14 protein-coding genes are annotated in these 16,381 nt (G+C 38.2%); 6 read left to right on the forward strand and 8 right to left on the reverse strand.

Translation table 11 applies throughout. The annotated features are described in order from the left end of the window. Nucleotides 1-7: 7 nt before the first annotated feature. Complete coding sequence (locus tag AOM43_RS00975) at nt 8-346, reverse strand: DciA family protein (RefSeq protein ID WP_006340294.1); 339 nt, start codon at nt 344-346, stop codon at nt 8-10. Nucleotides 347-400: 54 nt separating this feature from the next. After that, on the reverse strand, nt 401-1,396 hold the full coding sequence (locus AOM43_RS00980; protein ID WP_006340293.1) for an ROK family protein: 996 nt from the start codon (nt 1,394-1,396) through the stop codon (nt 401-403). Nucleotides 1,397-1,576: 180 nt separating this feature from the next. Here AOM43_RS00980 and AOM43_RS00985 point away from each other — a divergent pair, with 180 nt between their 5' ends. From AOM43_RS00985 to AOM43_RS00995, 3 genes are all read left to right on the forward strand, one after another. Continuing rightward, nucleotides 1,577-3,667 (forward strand): tetratricopeptide repeat protein, encoded by a 2,091-nt coding sequence (locus tag AOM43_RS00985; protein WP_006340292.1) that lies wholly within the window; start codon nt 1,577-1,579, stop codon nt 3,665-3,667. A gap of 15 nt (nt 3,668-3,682) precedes the next feature. Then, the gene (gene ligA, locus AOM43_RS00990; protein ID WP_006340291.1) at nt 3,683-5,689 is read left to right on the forward strand and encodes an NAD-dependent DNA ligase LigA; all 2,007 of its coding nucleotides are present in this window, start codon (nt 3,683-3,685) and stop codon (nt 5,687-5,689) included. 66 nt (nt 5,690-5,755) lie between these two features. Continuing rightward, nucleotides 5,756-6,292: a superoxide dismutase family protein gene (locus AOM43_RS00995; protein WP_013924963.1), complete on the forward strand. Its 537-nt coding sequence runs from the start codon at nt 5,756-5,758 to the stop codon at nt 6,290-6,292. A gap of 3 nt (nt 6,293-6,295) precedes the next feature. Here the strand turns inward: AOM43_RS00995 and queC are convergent, their stop codons facing one another. Together queC and AOM43_RS01005 are read right to left on the reverse strand one after the other, a co-directional pair. Then, the gene (gene queC, locus AOM43_RS01000) at nt 6,296-6,991 is read right to left on the reverse strand and encodes a 7-cyano-7-deazaguanine synthase QueC (protein ID WP_006340289.1); all 696 of its coding nucleotides are present in this window, start codon (nt 6,989-6,991) and stop codon (nt 6,296-6,298) included. 105 nt (nt 6,992-7,096) lie between these two features. After that, a complete protein-coding gene (locus tag AOM43_RS01005; RefSeq protein ID WP_006340288.1) occupies nt 7,097-8,272 on the reverse strand; it encodes a branched-chain amino acid transport system II carrier protein in 1,176 nt (391 codons plus the stop codon). A 349-nt stretch (nt 8,273-8,621) separates the two neighbouring features. On the opposite strand from AOM43_RS01005, the gene AOM43_RS01015 reads away from it, so the two are divergent. Next, the gene (locus AOM43_RS01015) at nt 8,622-9,152 is read left to right on the forward strand and encodes a DUF2937 family protein (RefSeq protein ID WP_006340287.1); all 531 of its coding nucleotides are present in this window, start codon (nt 8,622-8,624) and stop codon (nt 9,150-9,152) included. A gap of 64 nt (nt 9,153-9,216) precedes the next feature. Here AOM43_RS01015 and AOM43_RS01020 read toward each other — a convergent pair whose 3' ends face one another. The 3 genes from AOM43_RS01020 to AOM43_RS01030 all read right to left on the reverse strand — a co-directional run bounded on the left by AOM43_RS01020 (nt 9,217) and on the right by AOM43_RS01030 (nt 11,388). Next, entirely contained in the window at nt 9,217-9,681 is a 465-nt protein-coding gene (locus tag AOM43_RS01020; protein ID WP_059358681.1) for a hypothetical protein, read from the reverse strand. 91 nt (nt 9,682-9,772) lie between these two features. Further along, entirely contained in the window at nt 9,773-10,321 is a 549-nt protein-coding gene (locus tag AOM43_RS01025) for an NUDIX hydrolase (RefSeq protein WP_013924962.1), read from the reverse strand. An 86-nt stretch (nt 10,322-10,407) separates the two neighbouring features. Beyond that, nucleotides 10,408-11,388, reverse strand: coding sequence for a hypothetical protein (locus AOM43_RS01030; protein WP_059358682.1), 981 nt, complete (start codon nt 11,386-11,388; stop codon nt 10,408-10,410). 226 nt (nt 11,389-11,614) lie between these two features. On the opposite strand from AOM43_RS01030, the gene AOM43_RS01035 reads away from it, so the two are divergent. After that, nucleotides 11,615-12,001 carry a DUF423 domain-containing protein gene (locus AOM43_RS01035; RefSeq protein ID WP_006340283.1) on the forward strand — a complete coding sequence of 129 codons (387 nt, stop codon included), beginning with the start codon at nt 11,615-11,617 and terminating at the stop codon, nt 11,999-12,001. Further along, complete coding sequence (locus AOM43_RS01040) at nt 11,998-13,167, forward strand: class I SAM-dependent rRNA methyltransferase (protein ID WP_013924960.1); 1,170 nt, start codon at nt 11,998-12,000, stop codon at nt 13,165-13,167. The genes AOM43_RS01035 and AOM43_RS01040 overlap by 4 nt, the downstream gene beginning before the upstream one ends. Nucleotides 13,168-13,471: 304 nt before the next feature. Here AOM43_RS01040 and AOM43_RS01045 read toward each other — a convergent pair whose 3' ends face one another. Continuing rightward, nucleotides 13,472-16,303: a hypothetical protein gene (locus AOM43_RS01045; protein WP_059358683.1), complete on the reverse strand. Its 2,832-nt coding sequence runs from the start codon at nt 16,301-16,303 to the stop codon at nt 13,472-13,474. Nucleotides 16,304-16,381 lie beyond the last annotated feature (78 nt).

Raw genomic sequence — 16,381 nt, forward strand, 5'->3', positions numbered from 1 at the left:
GGGGATTTTAACCCATTCGAAACACAATTCCTTTGATCATGACTTTTGGAAACTTTTCTCTCAAAATTCGTAAAATTCTAGGCTTTTCATTTTGATTTAGCAAACTGTGCAAGGTAGAATTTTTGACTTTGACGACAAAAATGCCGTCAGAAAAAGAAACGGCCTGGGTCATTCCAGCTAGCTTAGGTCCGATTACACCTGGCCAAGCAGCAAGGACTAGATCGGGATGTTCCTGATATTTTTCATGAATCCGTGCTAGGACAGCGGTTAACACATCGCTGACTTGATGAGTCGTGACTTCGGTTCCGTCGTAGTCCTTTGGGATGCGTCGTGTGTTTTTTCTCACGATTTCCTCATGGTCATTATGAGCATTTACTATAGCACATCTTTACACAGTGGATCAACACTTTATTTTCTCTTCATGAATCAAGTTTGGGAATTGGCTTTCAAGCACAAGGACAGCAGCTCCAAGAAGTGACGCGTTTCCTTGTGTGGCAGTTGCGACAACCTCTAATCTTTGAGTGGAGGCGGCAAGCGCGCGCGTTTGGATCCCGGCTCGGATTTCTTCAAGAAAATGAGGGTATCCAGATAAAATTCCTCCGCCGATAATGAGGCGTTTCGGGTTTAAGGCATTCACGATAGAGCTTGCGCAGGCAGAAAGCGCGTTGGCCGCATCGCTAACCACTTCGATTGCGATAGGATCATGCAGCTTCATCGCCTCAAAAACTAGAGCAGCGTCGATTTTATCGACATTTCCTTGAGCTAGTTCCAAAAGCGGCGTCAGTTTTCCGTGTTTTTTTAATTTTGTTTGCGCTCTTTTGGAAATTGCCCATCCGCCGCTAAAAGCTTCCACGCATCCATAATTTCCACATGTGCAAAGAGGACCATTCAACTCAACCGTCATATGTCCGATTTCTCCGGCTGTATAGGAATTACCCGAAAAGATCTGATTGTTGATCACAATTCCACCACCGACGCCAGTTCCCAAAAACATGCAAACAAAATTGGCGCATCCTTTTCCGGCTCCAAAAATCCATTCGCCTCTTGTCGCGGTGCGTACGTCATTATCTATATAAATAGGCAGGGATGTGAAACTTTCTAAACGTTTCTTTAGTGGTGTGTTTTTAAAAGGGAGGTTAGGGGTTGAGAGAATTGTAGCTGAGGCTGGGTCAATTTGTCCCGGAATCCCAATGCCAATCCCCGCAATTGAATCGCTCGTTTGCTTCTGAAGGTCTTGAATGACTTTTCCAATTTGATGAATAATAGCATCTAAACCATCTTTTGCTTTTGTGTGCGTTTTTGAGCGAAAAAGGATGGTGCCATCTGCATTTACTAAAGCCGTTTCAATTTTTGTTCCACCAACGTCGATTCCAATTGTCCATTTTTTAAATGTCATAAAACCTCTTTAGATCAAATGTAAAATCTATATTCAAAATGTTGTAGATGATTTGCTACAAGTAATTAATTACGATCAACTTTTAAATATTGTAATAAAACGTTGCTTTTTCTATGATTTGAGATGTAATGACGTATCTCAGATTAACCAATATTTACTAGGTTTTCCTCTCAAGATCTTATGAAAAATTCTCTTTTAATCAAAAAAGTTTTGCAAGAAGTTTTAAATACTAAAGCTTTTGAGCGTTTGAATCCTTTCCGGAATGCGGATGCATGGAGCTGCTTAGCAGACCAAGAAAAAGAACAGCTTGCTTCACTTTTTATCATGGAAGGGAAATCTTTGTTAAAAGAAGGTAAAAGAGAGGGAGAGGCTTCCTTAAGGCTTGCAGCTGAAGTTGCTCCGCGATCTCCTAAAATTTATTATGAGCAAGGTCTTGCTTATGCTTCCCAGCACAACAATTTAAACGATCTCGCAGCAGCATGCATTGCATATGGCAAAGCTGTTGAATTAGATGCTTCATTTTTTCACGCCTGGCGAGCTTGGGGTGCCATTTTAATGGAAATGGGAGCTTTTTATCATGATACCTCTCATTTTGAAGAAGCGGAAGAAAAATTTCAAAAAGCTTCGCAAGTTACGGGAACATGTACTGAGCATGAATTGGGCGCATTTTATTGGGAATGGGGTTTATGCGGAGCTCAGCATGGTAAAATCTCGGGAGAAGCAATTGATTATCGTGACGCCATTGAAAAATTTACGAAAGCCGTTGAGCTTGGAATCGATTATAAAGAATTTTGGAATGACTACGGAAATGCTATTGTCGATTTAGGCTATTTGGTTGGCCGTCAAGATATGTTTTTAGAAGCAGTCGAGATTTACCAGAAAGCTGTTAAAAATCACGACGACTTTTTCCAAGGTTGGTTTAATCTGGCGAGTTGTCTTCAGCATTTATTTGAAATTTCTGGTGATGAAGCTTTTTTTGAAGATGCGCAAAAATGTTTTGAACAAGCCTCTGAAATCAATGCGACCCACCCCATCCTTTGGTTTAAATGGGGAATGCTATTTTTATTTTCAGGGAAAAACCGTAAAGACCTCAATTTGTTAGCACAAGGTTGCAATAAATTTTCTAAAGCCGATGAATTAGACCCTAGTAATCCTTTGATTCTAAATAAGCTAGGTGACACTCTCATGACTATCGGGTCTTTGACAGAGAACCTGGACCTTTTGAAGCGCGCTGAAGATAAAATTGCACAAAGCGTGGAAATTGAGCCGGAAAATCCCCATTATTGGGCTGTATACGGAGAGTGTCTAAATGAACTCGGCCATTACTTTAATGATGAGGTTTACTACATTCAGGCGATTGGCAAGTTTCAATACGCCTTGTCGTTGAATCGAAGCAATCCTATTTTTTGGTATGGCTTAGCTGTTTCTCATTTTTCCTTGGGAGAGCTCAAGCAAGACAAGCATGTTATTGAAAAAGCTGTACGTTTTTACTCGCGTGTCATCGAATTTACAGATACGCCTTTCCCACAATTTTGGAATGATTGGGGAGTCGTTTTGATGAAATTGGCTGAAATGACAAGCGACAAACGATACATTGAATCGGCCATAGAGAAATTTGAGCATGCCATTGAAATGTATGGGGAAAATTATACCCACGAACCGCTAGATTTAGAATTCTGGTACAATTATGGCTGTGCACTAGATTTTCTTGGTGATTTCAATCAAGACGCTGCTTGTTATGAAAAAGCCATTCAAGTTTTATCTAAAATTCTACAAGTCCATCCAGCCTATACCCATGCACGCTACAATTTAGCACTAGCATATTCCCATTTAGGAGAATTGGTTGACGATTTTGAATTTTTCCAAAGAGCCGTTGAGCATTTTGAAATGCTTGTGAATGAAAATCCAGAAGATGAAATGGCTTGGAATGATTTGGGATTAACATACGTGCATTGGGCCTTATTAGTCGATGATGTTTCGACAGCGGATTCAAGTTCTGCCCTATATGAAAAAGCAGGGCATGCCTTTATGCAAGCTGTAGCTCTCGGTCATCTTCCTGTTTACTATAATCTATCCTGCCTCTATTCTTTAATCGGAAATCACGCAATCGCTTTACATTATCTGCAAAAGGCAGAAGAAGAAGATGCGCTTCCTGAAATTGACGATATTATGCACGATGAATGGCTAGAAGGGCTTCGCCATACCGCCGCTTTTCGTAATTTTATTTCGCAATTGACTACCAAATTCCGTCTTGAAGAAAACGAAAAATAATGACAAAGCTATCCAATGACAAAACCCTCAAGCCACCAAAGCTATCAAGAGCTCTGTAATCAAATTTGGTCGCATAATAAAGCTTATTACGTTGACCATCGCCCTGTAATTAGCGACGAAGAATTTGATCACTTGATGCATCAGTTGGAGCAAATGGAAAAAGAGCATCCAGAATGGATCTCTTCCGCTTCTCCGACCCAACGTGTTGGGGAAATGCTTACAGAAGGATTTCAAACAGTTGCTCATCGTACTCCCATGCTATCCTTAGCAAATTCTTATAGCAAAGATGAAGTACAAGATTTTATCCATCGCGTCAAAAAATTGACCCGATCGCAAGACGTTGCTTTTTCCTGTGAGTTAAAAATGGATGGAATTGCCATTTCTGCTCAATTTGAAAAAGGCATTTTTGTGCGTGGTATTACGCGAGGTGATGGAAAAAAAGGGGACGACATCACTCAAAACTTGCGAACCGTTGCGGCTTTCCCTTTGCAGTTGATCGGACCTTCCGCCCCTGACTTTTTAGAGGTTAGAGGAGAGATTTTTATGCCAAAACAAGTCTTCCAAAAACTCAATGCGGAAAAAGAGCTTGAAGGGGAAGATCTGTGGGCCAATCCTCGAAATGCGGCAGCTGGCTCATTGAAGTTGCTTGATCCTAATGAAACACGTCGCAGAAAATTGGATGTTGTCTTTTACGGCATAGGACAAGATTCTCAGGATGCCCTAACAAGTCAATTTGCTTGTCATGCTCTTTTAAAAAGTTATGGATTGCCCATTTTACACCAAGTTGAAAAGTGTCATACTCTAGAAGAAATTTGGGAATTTGTTGAAAAAGTGCGAACCCTTCGGGCATCTCTCCCTTTTGAAATTGATGGAGTGGTAGTTAAGCTCGATTCCTTAGCCGAACAAAAACGTTTAGGATCTACAGGGAAAAACCCCCGTTGGGCTGTGGCCTATAAATTTGCAGCTGAGCAAGCAGAAACAGACATTTATTCAATCACTGTGCAAGTGGGTCGTACAGGAGTTCTAACGCCTGTAGCTGAGCTTAAGCCCGTTTTTCTCGCAGGAAGCACGATCGCCCGCGCCACTTTGCATAACGAAGAAGAGGTTTTGCGAAAAGATATTCGAGAGGGAGATTCTGTGATCATCGAAAAGGGGGGCGATGTGATCCCCAAGGTTGTTTCGGTGAATTTTGACAAACGCAAATCGGATAGCCATCCTTGGAAAATGCCTACGCATTGCCCTAGTTGTGGCGCCTTGGTGGCAAGATCTGTAGACGAAGTTGCCGTCAAATGTCCTAATACTTTACATTGCCCCGAACAACAATTGCGCCGTTTGATCTATTTTGCAGGAAAATTTGCGATGGATATCGAGCATATGGGGGAAAAAGTAGTCGAGCAGTTAGTCCGACTTGGCTTTGTAAAACGTCCTTCCGACATTTATGCTTTAACAAGTGAGCAACTTTTTCAATTAGAAGGATTCAAAACTAAATCGGTCGAAAATCTCATCACCAGTATTGAAAAATCAAAAGATGTTTCTTTTTCTCGCTTCATTATGGCTTTAGGTATTAAACATGTGGGTGAAGGAACAGCTGAATTGTTGGCAAAGCGTGCAGGTAATGTACACATTTTGATGCAGATGACTACTGAAGAACTTTTGCAAATTGAAGGGATTGGGGAAAAAGTAGCAACCGCGATCGTTGAGTATTTTGCAGATGCGCGCAATCAAGAAGAAATTCAATTGCTTCTCCAAAGAGGTGTTTTGCCTCAGGAAGTGAAGTCTATCTCTCATAAGGGACATCCTTTTGATGCTAAAACCTTTGTTTTAACAGGAACTTTAAAGCAGTATACCCGGCCGGCTGCTGCCACCTTAATTAAAGAACGTGGGGGTAAAGTGACCAATTCTGTTAGCTCAAAAACCGACTATTTGCTTGCAGGAGAAGACCCAGGATCTAAGTTAGATAAGGCAAAATCGTTGCAGGTGAGAATTCTCACAGAAGAAGAATTTCAAGCGATGTTGGATTAATTTATTGTTGAAAATCTAGAAACAATGGCATGAGTAAGAAACGGAGATCAATTGGAGGAAAAAACCATGAGAAAGCTGTTAGCTTATGGATTATGCCTTTTTCTTTTGACATCATGTAATTCGTCAGAGCAAAAAGCTGAAGATCCACATCATATTAAAAAAGCAAATGCAGTTGTAAACCCCACAGAAGGATATAAAACCTGGGGAAATATCACCTTTACGGAAACTAAAGAAGGTGTTCAAATTGTCGCAAATGTGCAAGGTCTACCCGCGGGAAAGCATGGGTTTCATATCCATGAATTTGGTGATTGTAGTGCTCCAGATGCTTCCTCGGCAGGAGCACATTATGATCCGACCCACCACAAACATGGTGGCCCAGATGATTTGGACAGGCACGTGGGGGATCTTGGCAATTTAGAGGCCAATGAAAATGGGCATGCTCTTTATGAGCGTTTGGATAAAACAATAACTCTCAATGGTCCAAACAGCATTGTAGGGAAGTCGATTGTCATTCATGAAGATGAAGATGACTTTAAAAGTCAACCCGCAGGTAATTCAGGCAAACGTGTTGCTTGTGGGCTTATTCTTCCTCTTGAGGAGTAATTTTCAAGTCACAGGATAAGGAAGTTTGAATGAAGGATTTTCGGCACTAAACTGTCGGATTCCTTCATTTCTTAGAATGCAGGCCGGACATTTCTGGCACCCAAGTTTTTCAAGTCCTTCATAGCAGGTGATGGTTTCATTCAGAAGAAATTCTAAAACACCCATTTCTTGTGCTAATTCAAGCGTTTTCTTTTTACTCATATCTACTAAAGGTGTCTCAATTGTAAAAAGATGATCATCGAGATCTAAGCGCAAAAGTGTTTGTTTGAGATCCATATAAGCGCGTGAGCAATCGCGGTAACCGCTATGGTTTCCTTCAACGCCAATAATTCCCATGTATATACAATGAGCTCCTAACTCATGCGCATGAATAGCTCCTAATTGTGCCATTAAGCCGTTTCTTCCGACAACAAGAGTATTTGGGGCCTCCCCATTCCCACATTGAATGGGTAAAGAAGTGTCTGTTAAGGCGTTTGTCGTGATTTCTTTTAAACAAGGAATGGATAAAATAATGTGATCGACGTTCCAAGATTGACATATTTTCTTTGCTTGCTCCAATTCGCTAGAGTGTCTTTGGTCGTAGATAAAAGATAAACTTAGCACGTTTTCTACAGAAAAGGTGCGAATCGCTAGGGCTAAGCAAATACTTGAATCCATTCCCCCAGAGTGAATTACAACGGCTTTTTTTTGTAGTTTCATGACAATTGCGCGCTATGATTATCGTCGAGTTTTTTTAAATTAATGTGAAAACTTCAACTGTAGGCTTGTAGTTAGTGTTAAAAAATTAAATACAAGCCTAGTATCCTATCCTAGCCGAGTGAAAAAGTCAAGAGCTAGGGTTGCAGCAAACGTGATAAAAACAGGGAGCTTCACCGTTTTCCATCCATATAACTCATGCATGATATTGCAAAGCGTCAAAACGATAATGGATGGATAACAAATTGACACAATCGGATGAATAATGGACATCAACTGACTGAATCCCAAGTTAGCAAAAATAGTTGTGCAAAGCATCACGAGAATGATCGCAACAAAGTACGGCATTTGGAATCGAGATAGCTCTTTTTGCAGAACCTCGGCAAAAGTCACTCCTAGACTGATCACTGTTGTTAAACAAGCCAGTGCAACAGCGATTGTTGCAATTCCTCCCTGAAGAGGACCCAACAAATGAAAGGATAGTGTTGTCAAAAGCGATTCTGGTGGAATATTATCAATCACCGGACTGTGTAAAGCTGCCACTAAGCTAAGTCCAACATAAATTAAGCCTAAAAATATGCCACCTAAACATCCAGCTGCAATGGTGGTTTGCTTGACAATGCGAGAGTCTTTGATCTCTGCATCCTGAAATTGTTCGCGCAAAAGTTTCCAGACAGTGAAGGCGAAGAAAATGGAGGCAATCAGATCCATTGTGTCATATCCAACTAAAAGACCGTTACCAAAAGCTTCTAAGGAGTTTTGGGTAGAGGGCTGCAGACTTCCTTCAGAAGAAGACATTCCAAGGTAGATAATTAAAGTGAGAGAGCCCAAAAGGACTGGACTTAGCCAATAGCCAAGCAGAGGTAAAACGGTATCCCGCTTAGCAATGCAAGCTAATGCAACGATTCCAAACAAAAGGCTAAAATTAAATAGGGAAAGGTTTGGAAAATAGGTATGAAAAGACGCATAAGTTAAAACAACGCAACGAGGCATCACAGCAAACGGTCCGAGCAAGCCAGCACACACGAGCATGAGTAAATAGCCGGGAACTTTGCCGGTCCTTGAGAAAAAGGCCTTATAATCGCCTTTATATAAAATTGTTCCAAATAAGCCAAGTAAAGGGCCACCAATAGAAGTTAAGAGTAAGCCTGGTAAAGCGGAAAAAATCTCGTCACCAGCCATTTGTCCTAAAACAAGGGGGAAAACAACGTTTCCGGCTCCGAAAAACATCGAAAAAATAGCCAATCCCGTCATCCAGGTTGTTCGGCTGAAAAGAATATTCATATTATCCTGTCTTGAAAGAGTGAATCAAAAATCATATCCCTAAAGGGCATAAACATGCTTGGTTTTTTCACATGTCAATTAAATAAAAAATAGGAGGTAAAAAAAAGAAAATATATGTGCCCTAAGGCACGACGACAAACACGACAGGAGCAATAAATGCAACAGGCAAAAAGGATAAGCTGTTGATTAAATTGCTGAACATGAGATGACCTTTGTTTGATTGGAATATAGCATAATTTACCTTTTATGTCACGACTAATTGCAAAGGGCATGTCTAATTAAGCTTTTCTCTTTTTTCTAATTTTGTTACGTTTTGCTTAGAAAGAGACAATAAAAAGGAAAAGCAAACATGCATAAATGGATTGGAGGAATTATTGATCGCCTTTGTGTGGTAAGTGGGGCCCTTTTATTCTCTCAAATTCCCCAATTTATTCAGCAATATAGCCAACGTTTAGCTGGGCATGTGGCGGAGCTCAAAATTCAAGCTACAACTCTTGCAGAAGCTGCTCAATTTTCTGGTAAAACAATTGATCAGTTAATTTCTAAGTTTCTAACGAGTGGAGATTTGGATTTTGTTCACCAAGGTGAGCTTATGCAGCAAGCAATGGTGCGTTTTCATTACTTAAGTACTGCTCTCAGTAATCTTTATACAAGCACAGCTTTAAGTCGTCCTTTTATCTTCTTTTCCCAGATCGATATGGGCATTGCAGAGGGGACTCTAGAAAACTTTACTTTTGGCGTGAGTTTAACGATAGAAGGTGGCGTTTACGCTTTAATAGGTATGACTACTGGAGCATTGATGTATCGTGCCCTAGCTTTGTTAGGCCGAACCATCAAAAATTGCTTTGCTCAAGCTTTTCATGTTTTTTCATCTGATTAAAAAAACGAGAGGCTACCAACCCTTCATACAAAGAATTGGTAGCCAATTAGAGAGCCGAAGCCCCCTAAATCCATTTTCCTTGATTCTCTAGAAAACGTGTATGTTTATGAGGTCTTGTTGCCGTATCCGCCAAACTATTAGGGTCTTGTGTAGAATTATTATTCGAAACAGTTGGAACTTGCGTATCTGTTACATTATTTTGAGTCACGTCAATGCCTAATTCACTAGCTAAGGCTAAATCACTTGCATTTTTTGTGTTACTTGATACCGAATTATTTTGCGAGTTGACTTGAGCTGCATTAATTCCAGCAATGGCAGCTTCAACAGCCGCATCCTGAGGATCAACATTTTTTGAAGATTTTGATGTCGACGTTGCAGTGGTGCTGCTTAAACCAAAATCAGGACCATCATCTGTGTTATTATCAGGATTATTAGGATCATTAGCACTTTGCAAATCTTGTTGATAAAGCTGATCTATATAAGCTTGATAACTAGTATTATTACTATCATTATTAACAGAACTTGACATATGCTCCTCCTTAATCTTGAGGGCCTTTCCAATTATTAGAATAGCATATTTTTATTTAAAAATCAAGTTGAATACATTTGATTCAAGATGATTAAAGAAAGTAAGTTTGATAATAAAGAAGTGTTGAAATTGTTTTTCCATCTTGAATAGTACCGTCTTTGATCCAGGCCAGAATTTGTGCCCAAGGGAGAATCTCCACAGAGATATCTTCTGTATCATCCAATTTCTGACCTTGATAATTCAAATTGCATGCCATGTAGGCGAAGATTTTTTCATCGCAAATACCCGGAGAGGTATAAAATGAGGCTAAAAAAGACATATTTGAAGCTTGGTAGCCGGTTTCTTCGATCAGTTCGCGATGGGCTGTTTCTAAAGGGGGTTCTTCTGGTTCTAAAGTTCCGGCGGGGAGCTCCCATAAGATTTTTCCTACCACAATCCGTTCATTTCGTATCATCACCACCTGTCCATCTTCCAGAATGGGAAGAATTACAACAGCCCCAGGGTGAATGACTGCATCCCGCTTGGCTAGCTTTCCATTCTTGCTCGGCGTTTCGGCGTGATAGACTGAAAATCGTTTACCTGTGTAAACAATTTTGGCCTGGGGAATATCAGTAAAAGGATGAAAGGGAGGTTTTTCCATAATTGGCCTGTTAGAATAAAAGACCTACTCTAACAAGCCTTGATTAATGAAGCAAGCCCTCTAAAAAATTAGAGGGCGATAAATTTTTAATCTATAATAAAATCCTTAATTTTTTGCGATTGTTTTGCTTTTTTTAACTCTTCTTTGATTTCAGGACTAAGATTAAAGCCATTCAAGCGAAAAACCGTATCCTTATGGTTCTGAGGAAAGCTTAGCACATGTTTAAAAAATTTGGATAGGAAATCAGGGGTATTGTATTTTGAGTTTTTTTTCATAAAAGATAAATCAGGCGAACAAGGATTCTCACGAAGTTTAAACGTATATCGAGTGATGACTGAAACAATTGGAGGAAAATTGTTACAGTCATCTGCTATGATTTCCCCTTTTCCTGTTGATTGGAAAAATTCCCCAATTTTGTCCATAGAAATATTTGTTTTACTGACATCTAATTTTTTTATGATTTTAGTTAATTTTAATTTATCCCAATCAATTTGGTTAGCACCCTTTAAAATTAAAGTGTGTAAGTGAGGAAGCTTTTCCATTAACAGTTCAACTTCGGGCCTTAGTAAATCTGTATAGCTCAAATCAAGAGAGGTTACGCTTTCAAAATTACCTTTTGAAAATTGGTCTAGAAAGACTGGTACGCGTTTTTGATATTTTTGCAACTTAAAATATACAGAAAGTTTCCAATGCTTTTTACTCATCATCTTCTTGCTCATTTCAGCCAATAGAAACCTCACTTGATGATCTTTTGCAGCATCAAGTTTATAACTGACTTTAGATTTTTTATTTACGATGGTTAAGATTTTGTGATTCGACTGTTCAGTATACTCTAGAGTAATAGGCTGATTATCTACAGCTAAACAATGAATATTTAAAGAAGATGAAAAATGGTTAGTTAGATCGACAACAATTCTTGAGCAAATGTTTTGTTTTGCATCCGGTGAATGAAGCGGGATTTTTTTACAAAGATTTTCGAGTTTATAAAATAAAAAACGGATCTGAAAAGAAGATTGTGGATTGATTTGGGATTGATTTGTTGTATGATAATTTCCAATAGAATTCATGTTTAATTTCCTTTGAGTTTTCGGTTGAAATAGTAAATTTCGGTGTCATTATATATGGAAATACATTGTATTTTATGTTTAGACTATCTTTTTAATCAATTGTTTAATGATTTGTTTGATTTTGTTGTTACTAGATTAAATTTATAAATCGATGAAAATGAAGTAGAGAATATTGAGAGGAAAAAGTATACTTTGCGATTTACTAACACCGGTTTGAGGAACAGACATGAATCTTTTTTCGTCACCAAAAATTTTGCTTGTATTAGGGACTTTGTTTGCCTTAGCTGCCGTGACAATAGGGTCGTTTGGGGCGCATTATCTCAAAAACCGTTTAGCTACCGAGGCTTTAACGACATTTGAAATCGGTGTGCGCTATCAAATGTATCATGCTTTAGCGCTTGTTTTAGTGGCCCTTATTTGCTTGCTTTATCCTCAGGCAGCATTAATGACAGCTGGTTGGTGTTTTGTCTTGGGAATGATGCTTTTTTGTGGAAGTTTGTATGCTTTAGCATGCACTGGAGTAAAGTGGTGGGGGGCTGTGACGCCGATCGGCGGGATCACATTCCTTGTGGGTTGGATATTTTTCTTGATAGGAGTGTGGAAAGGGGTATGAAACAAAAACGTGTTATTTTAAAGCCAGGCAAAGAAAAGGCTGTTCATCATCATCATCATTGGATCTTTTCTGGAGCAATAGCCTCGAGCCCTTCCTATGAAAATGGGGAAATACTCCCAGTCTATGCCTCCAATCATGTGTTATTAGGGCATGCTTACTTTAATCGGCAATCATCTATTGCAGGTCGAATGGTTGCTTTTGGAGAGTCGGATCCGGAAAAGACGATTCGAGAAAATCTTGAGAAAGCCATCCAGTTTCGTAAAGCTTGGTTTCATGGAAAGAATACCACGGCCTATCGTTTAGTGAATGGAGAGGGCGATAGTCTTCCAGGATTAATTGTGGATCAATATGCCGATTATTTGGTCATTCAAATTTCAACAATGGGCATGGAAAGATTAAAAGGACTGATTGTTTCAGAATTGAACCGACTTCTTGCACCTCAGTTAATCTATGAAAAATCTTTGCTTCCTTCTAGAAAAGAGGAGGGGCTTCAGCCTTTTCAAGATATTTTAATGGGGAACCTTCCTGATGAAGTCGAAATTTTTGAGAACGGGCTTCGGTTCAAAGTATCAATTGTTCAAGGGCAAAAGACAGGCTTTTTTCTTGATCATAGGGAAATGCGACAAGAAATTCGCCAATTAGCTGCTCAAAAACGGGTGCTTAATTGCTTTAGCTACACTGGCGGATTTAGCGTATACGCCGTTGCCGGAGGAGCAGAAAGTGTTGACTCAGTGGATATTTCGGAAAAAGCGATTGAAGAAGCCAAAATCAATATGGAGCTCAATTCTAGTCAGTGCAAGAGTGAATTTTATTGTGAAGATGTGTTCGAATTTTTACGTAGTTCTACGCTTGACTATGATTTAGTGATTTTAGATCCTCCAGCGTTTGCCAAAAAGAAAAGTGATCAAATTTCTGCTTGTAGAGCTTACAAAGACATCAACCGCGTAGCTATGCAAAAGATGCCTAAGGGTTCGTTGTTGTTGACAAGTTCATGCTCTTATTATGTCGACGAAAGTTTATTTCAAAAAGTGGTCTTTCAGGCATGCGAAGAAGCAAAAAGAAGCGCAAAAATTATAGGACGCCACCATTTAGCTCCTGATCATCCGATCAATCTAGCTCATCCGGAAGGCGACTATCTGAAAAGCCTGCTTCTTTTCATCAGTTAAAGTCGATACATTCAAAGCACCTGCCATTGCAGCGGGTGCTTATATTTTTATGTAATTGTAAACGTGGGCTTAGGAAGCTCAATTCCGATTCGTCAACAAATGACAAGGCTCTCGTTACAGCCAGTTAATCTAAAAGACTTTTCGGGTTTTTGATAATTCGCACAAAAGTGAATAAACAGGAAGATACGGATCTCATTGACATCCTTGTTTGGATGTTTTTGTAATTCACGACATAGGCTTAAAAGGGTATTTCCAGACTTCGGTTTTTCCAAAAGCTTTCCTATTCTTTTACTAGCTCTTTCCTTTAAAAATTCATAGCATCTGAAAATTCGTTTATAGATAAAGAAGGTATTCCAGCTCTCGAATTAGCAATGGCCGTGAGAACATTAAAGTTCAATGGAAAGAGCTTTAAAAGGCTCATAAGTTGACCGTAAGGGATGTTTACACAAAAACAAATAAAAAGTAGATTGCGTACTTTTTTAGCATCTACGTAGCTTGTATCTGTCAGTAGATGGTGACAAAAATCTGAAATAAAGCTAAAAAGATTTCTCTTTCCTAAAATTCTACCTATTTTTCTGATATGATTTTCAGGGGCCAAATTTTTCTCTTCCACATCTTGAATAAATTTTGGAAACAGGTTTGAGATACATTCTATCACCTCTGGTTCAAGGTTGAATTCATCTAATGTTTCGATATAGTCAAGATGGAGATCCCACTGATTGAAACTTCCCTCATCGAGAATTATTTTTGCCGTTATAAGGCAGTTTTCATAATCCCGATTTTCTTTCTGTAGCTCTTTTGCTTGTTTTAAATTTTCATGAATTAAATATTTAAATATGTCGATCGATTGTTTAGAAAAACGATTGAATGTGATTTGATTTGATTGAGCTATTGCCCAGTTTCCCCAAAACTTAGCATGCTTTAAAACAAATGCGTTAAGTGAATGAAAAGATTCCACGGGTAAGTGAAAAGATGGATTGTGTCTCAATAATTGAATAGCTCTATTTAAAGGCCGTAGAGTTTTGAAAAAGCTCCTTGTTTTTACAAAGTAATGAAGAATCTCATGGGTTTTCCCTAGCATCATTTTTGCTGCAAAGATAGCGGGTTTGTATCGATTGATTTTCTTTGTAAAATGACAGAGTTCTTTGCGTTTAAAATTAGGATCTTTAGTGATCAACAAAACAGGGAAAAAACTTTCTACAAATTGCATCACTTCAAGATCCAGGGAATCGGTAATGAGAGAATCTAAGAAGCTAGAAAGATTTTCAGGAAGTTTTTTTATATCTTGATTTTTCTCTTTAAATATAGTGAAAAACGTTTTCCCTATTATTAATTTTTCTGAAACATCTAAGTTTAAAGCGTAAATAATCAATTCATCATAAAAAAGTTTGAGTAATTCGCTATCGTTTTGTTTTTGCAAACACTTAAAGATGTCTAAAAAATTATGATTATTTTCAGCGTGCTCCATGATAGCTTTTAAAAATACTTTACGCACTTCTGTTTCAAACAATCGGATAAATTTAAAAGCTTGTTGGATTCCAGTGTCTGGATTGATGGCTAAAATTTCTTGAATGAGATTAAGTTGACATTGTTCACGCAGGTTTATGGGAGTGTTTTGTTCCGCTTTGCGAAAGACTCGCATTGCTTTATGTGCTTTTTTTTCATGCAAAAAGGCAATAATCTGTTGAATAGCCTCGCTATCATAAGAGTAAGGGGGGGATTTTAGGTTTGCTTTACCTAGATTAGGCTCAATCAGAGTGGGTAGTATGGTGACATCTTGATTTAGATTAAGATTTATACGATTTAAAGAGTCCAAAAAATCCTGGTGTGCGACATCCATGCGCTCACTTACAGACACCGCATCTGTAGTAAAATCTTGAGGTTTTTTGATAAAAGAAAAGCGTTCTTGGATCATCGCTTTAATAGAGGGATCCTGACAGATCGGTAGTTCGAGGACAATTTCTATGGCATTAGATAGAAAAGATGTAGGATCAAACGAAAAAACAGTTGAAGAAAAATTTTCAGAAGGTTTGGGGTTAAGAATGACAGCATTAATTTCAATAAAGTGAATACAGGCGATATAATCCTTGATGACATGGAAAGACTCTTCTAGAGGCATAGAAGATGCAAAAGGTAAAATTTTTTGTAGAATGAGTGTTGCAACGACACTTTCTTGAAGTTTGAACTTGATTTTGTTTGGTCTCAGAAAACTAAAACTATTAAAGGATAATTGGTTTCGATTGACGGTTGACTTTACAACATCAAAAAGATGTTTAGCAAGTGCAGCATTTTTGATGTTACCCGCTATATGGAATAAGTGGAGTAAAATGGGAAAAGCAAGATCAATTTTTTCACTAGGAATACGAGAAAGATGTTCTGGCTTTTTGTCATAAATATTTGGGATAAGTTTTCTTAAAGAAAAAATTATTTTTGCGAGCGCATTGTTAGAATTTACAATTTTTTCATCTGAAAGGATGAAAAAAAGAATACTGAGAGAGATAGATAAAAACGTTGGATTATGGTAACTTGTCGATTCATATGGCATCCAAGAAAATAACTCATCAATCCCTTCTTCCAATTGATTGTGATGCAGTACAAAAAGAAAATGCTTAAATAGTTTATCCGCAATAATGGATTCACTTTCGTTTATTGAGCTTATAAGCCCAAAAAAGCAGATGAATTTTTTTTGATCGAAATTAAATGCATTTTCATCTAGTAAATTAAAAAAAACTTCCCAATCCATGTATTTTTTTTCAGAAAAGAGGCAACACTTTAATGATTCTTCTAAATTATCCATGGAATAGCAACGCGCAAATTTATATAAATTGATAAAAAGCATTAAATCTGAACTTTTATATAAATCCCTTAAATAGAGAGAACCTCCTTTATCACTCACATAAGTACATATCGCTTCAATCGTTGCGCTATCGAAAGTAAAAGTCACTTCTTTTGAACAGAGGATGTCCGAATTTTTGTAAGATAATTCATTCTTGAACATTCCAAAAAGTTCCAAAGTTTTAATGTCGATAGTGAATGATTTATCTGTAGCATGTATGGTTATTGGATTGGTATTTGGGAAAGGGGATGGTAATGAAGAAATATTTTGAGGCGGGAAAAAATTTACAGGAACTTGCATTGCATTCTCATCATATTATTTAAAAACTAAAACGTTATAATTTAAAATAAATGAGGAATGATTGCAATTAGTTGATTT

This window comes from Parachlamydia acanthamoebae, assembly GCF_000875975.1.
GTDB lineage: Bacteria > Chlamydiota > Chlamydiia > Chlamydiales > Parachlamydiaceae > Parachlamydia > Parachlamydia acanthamoebae.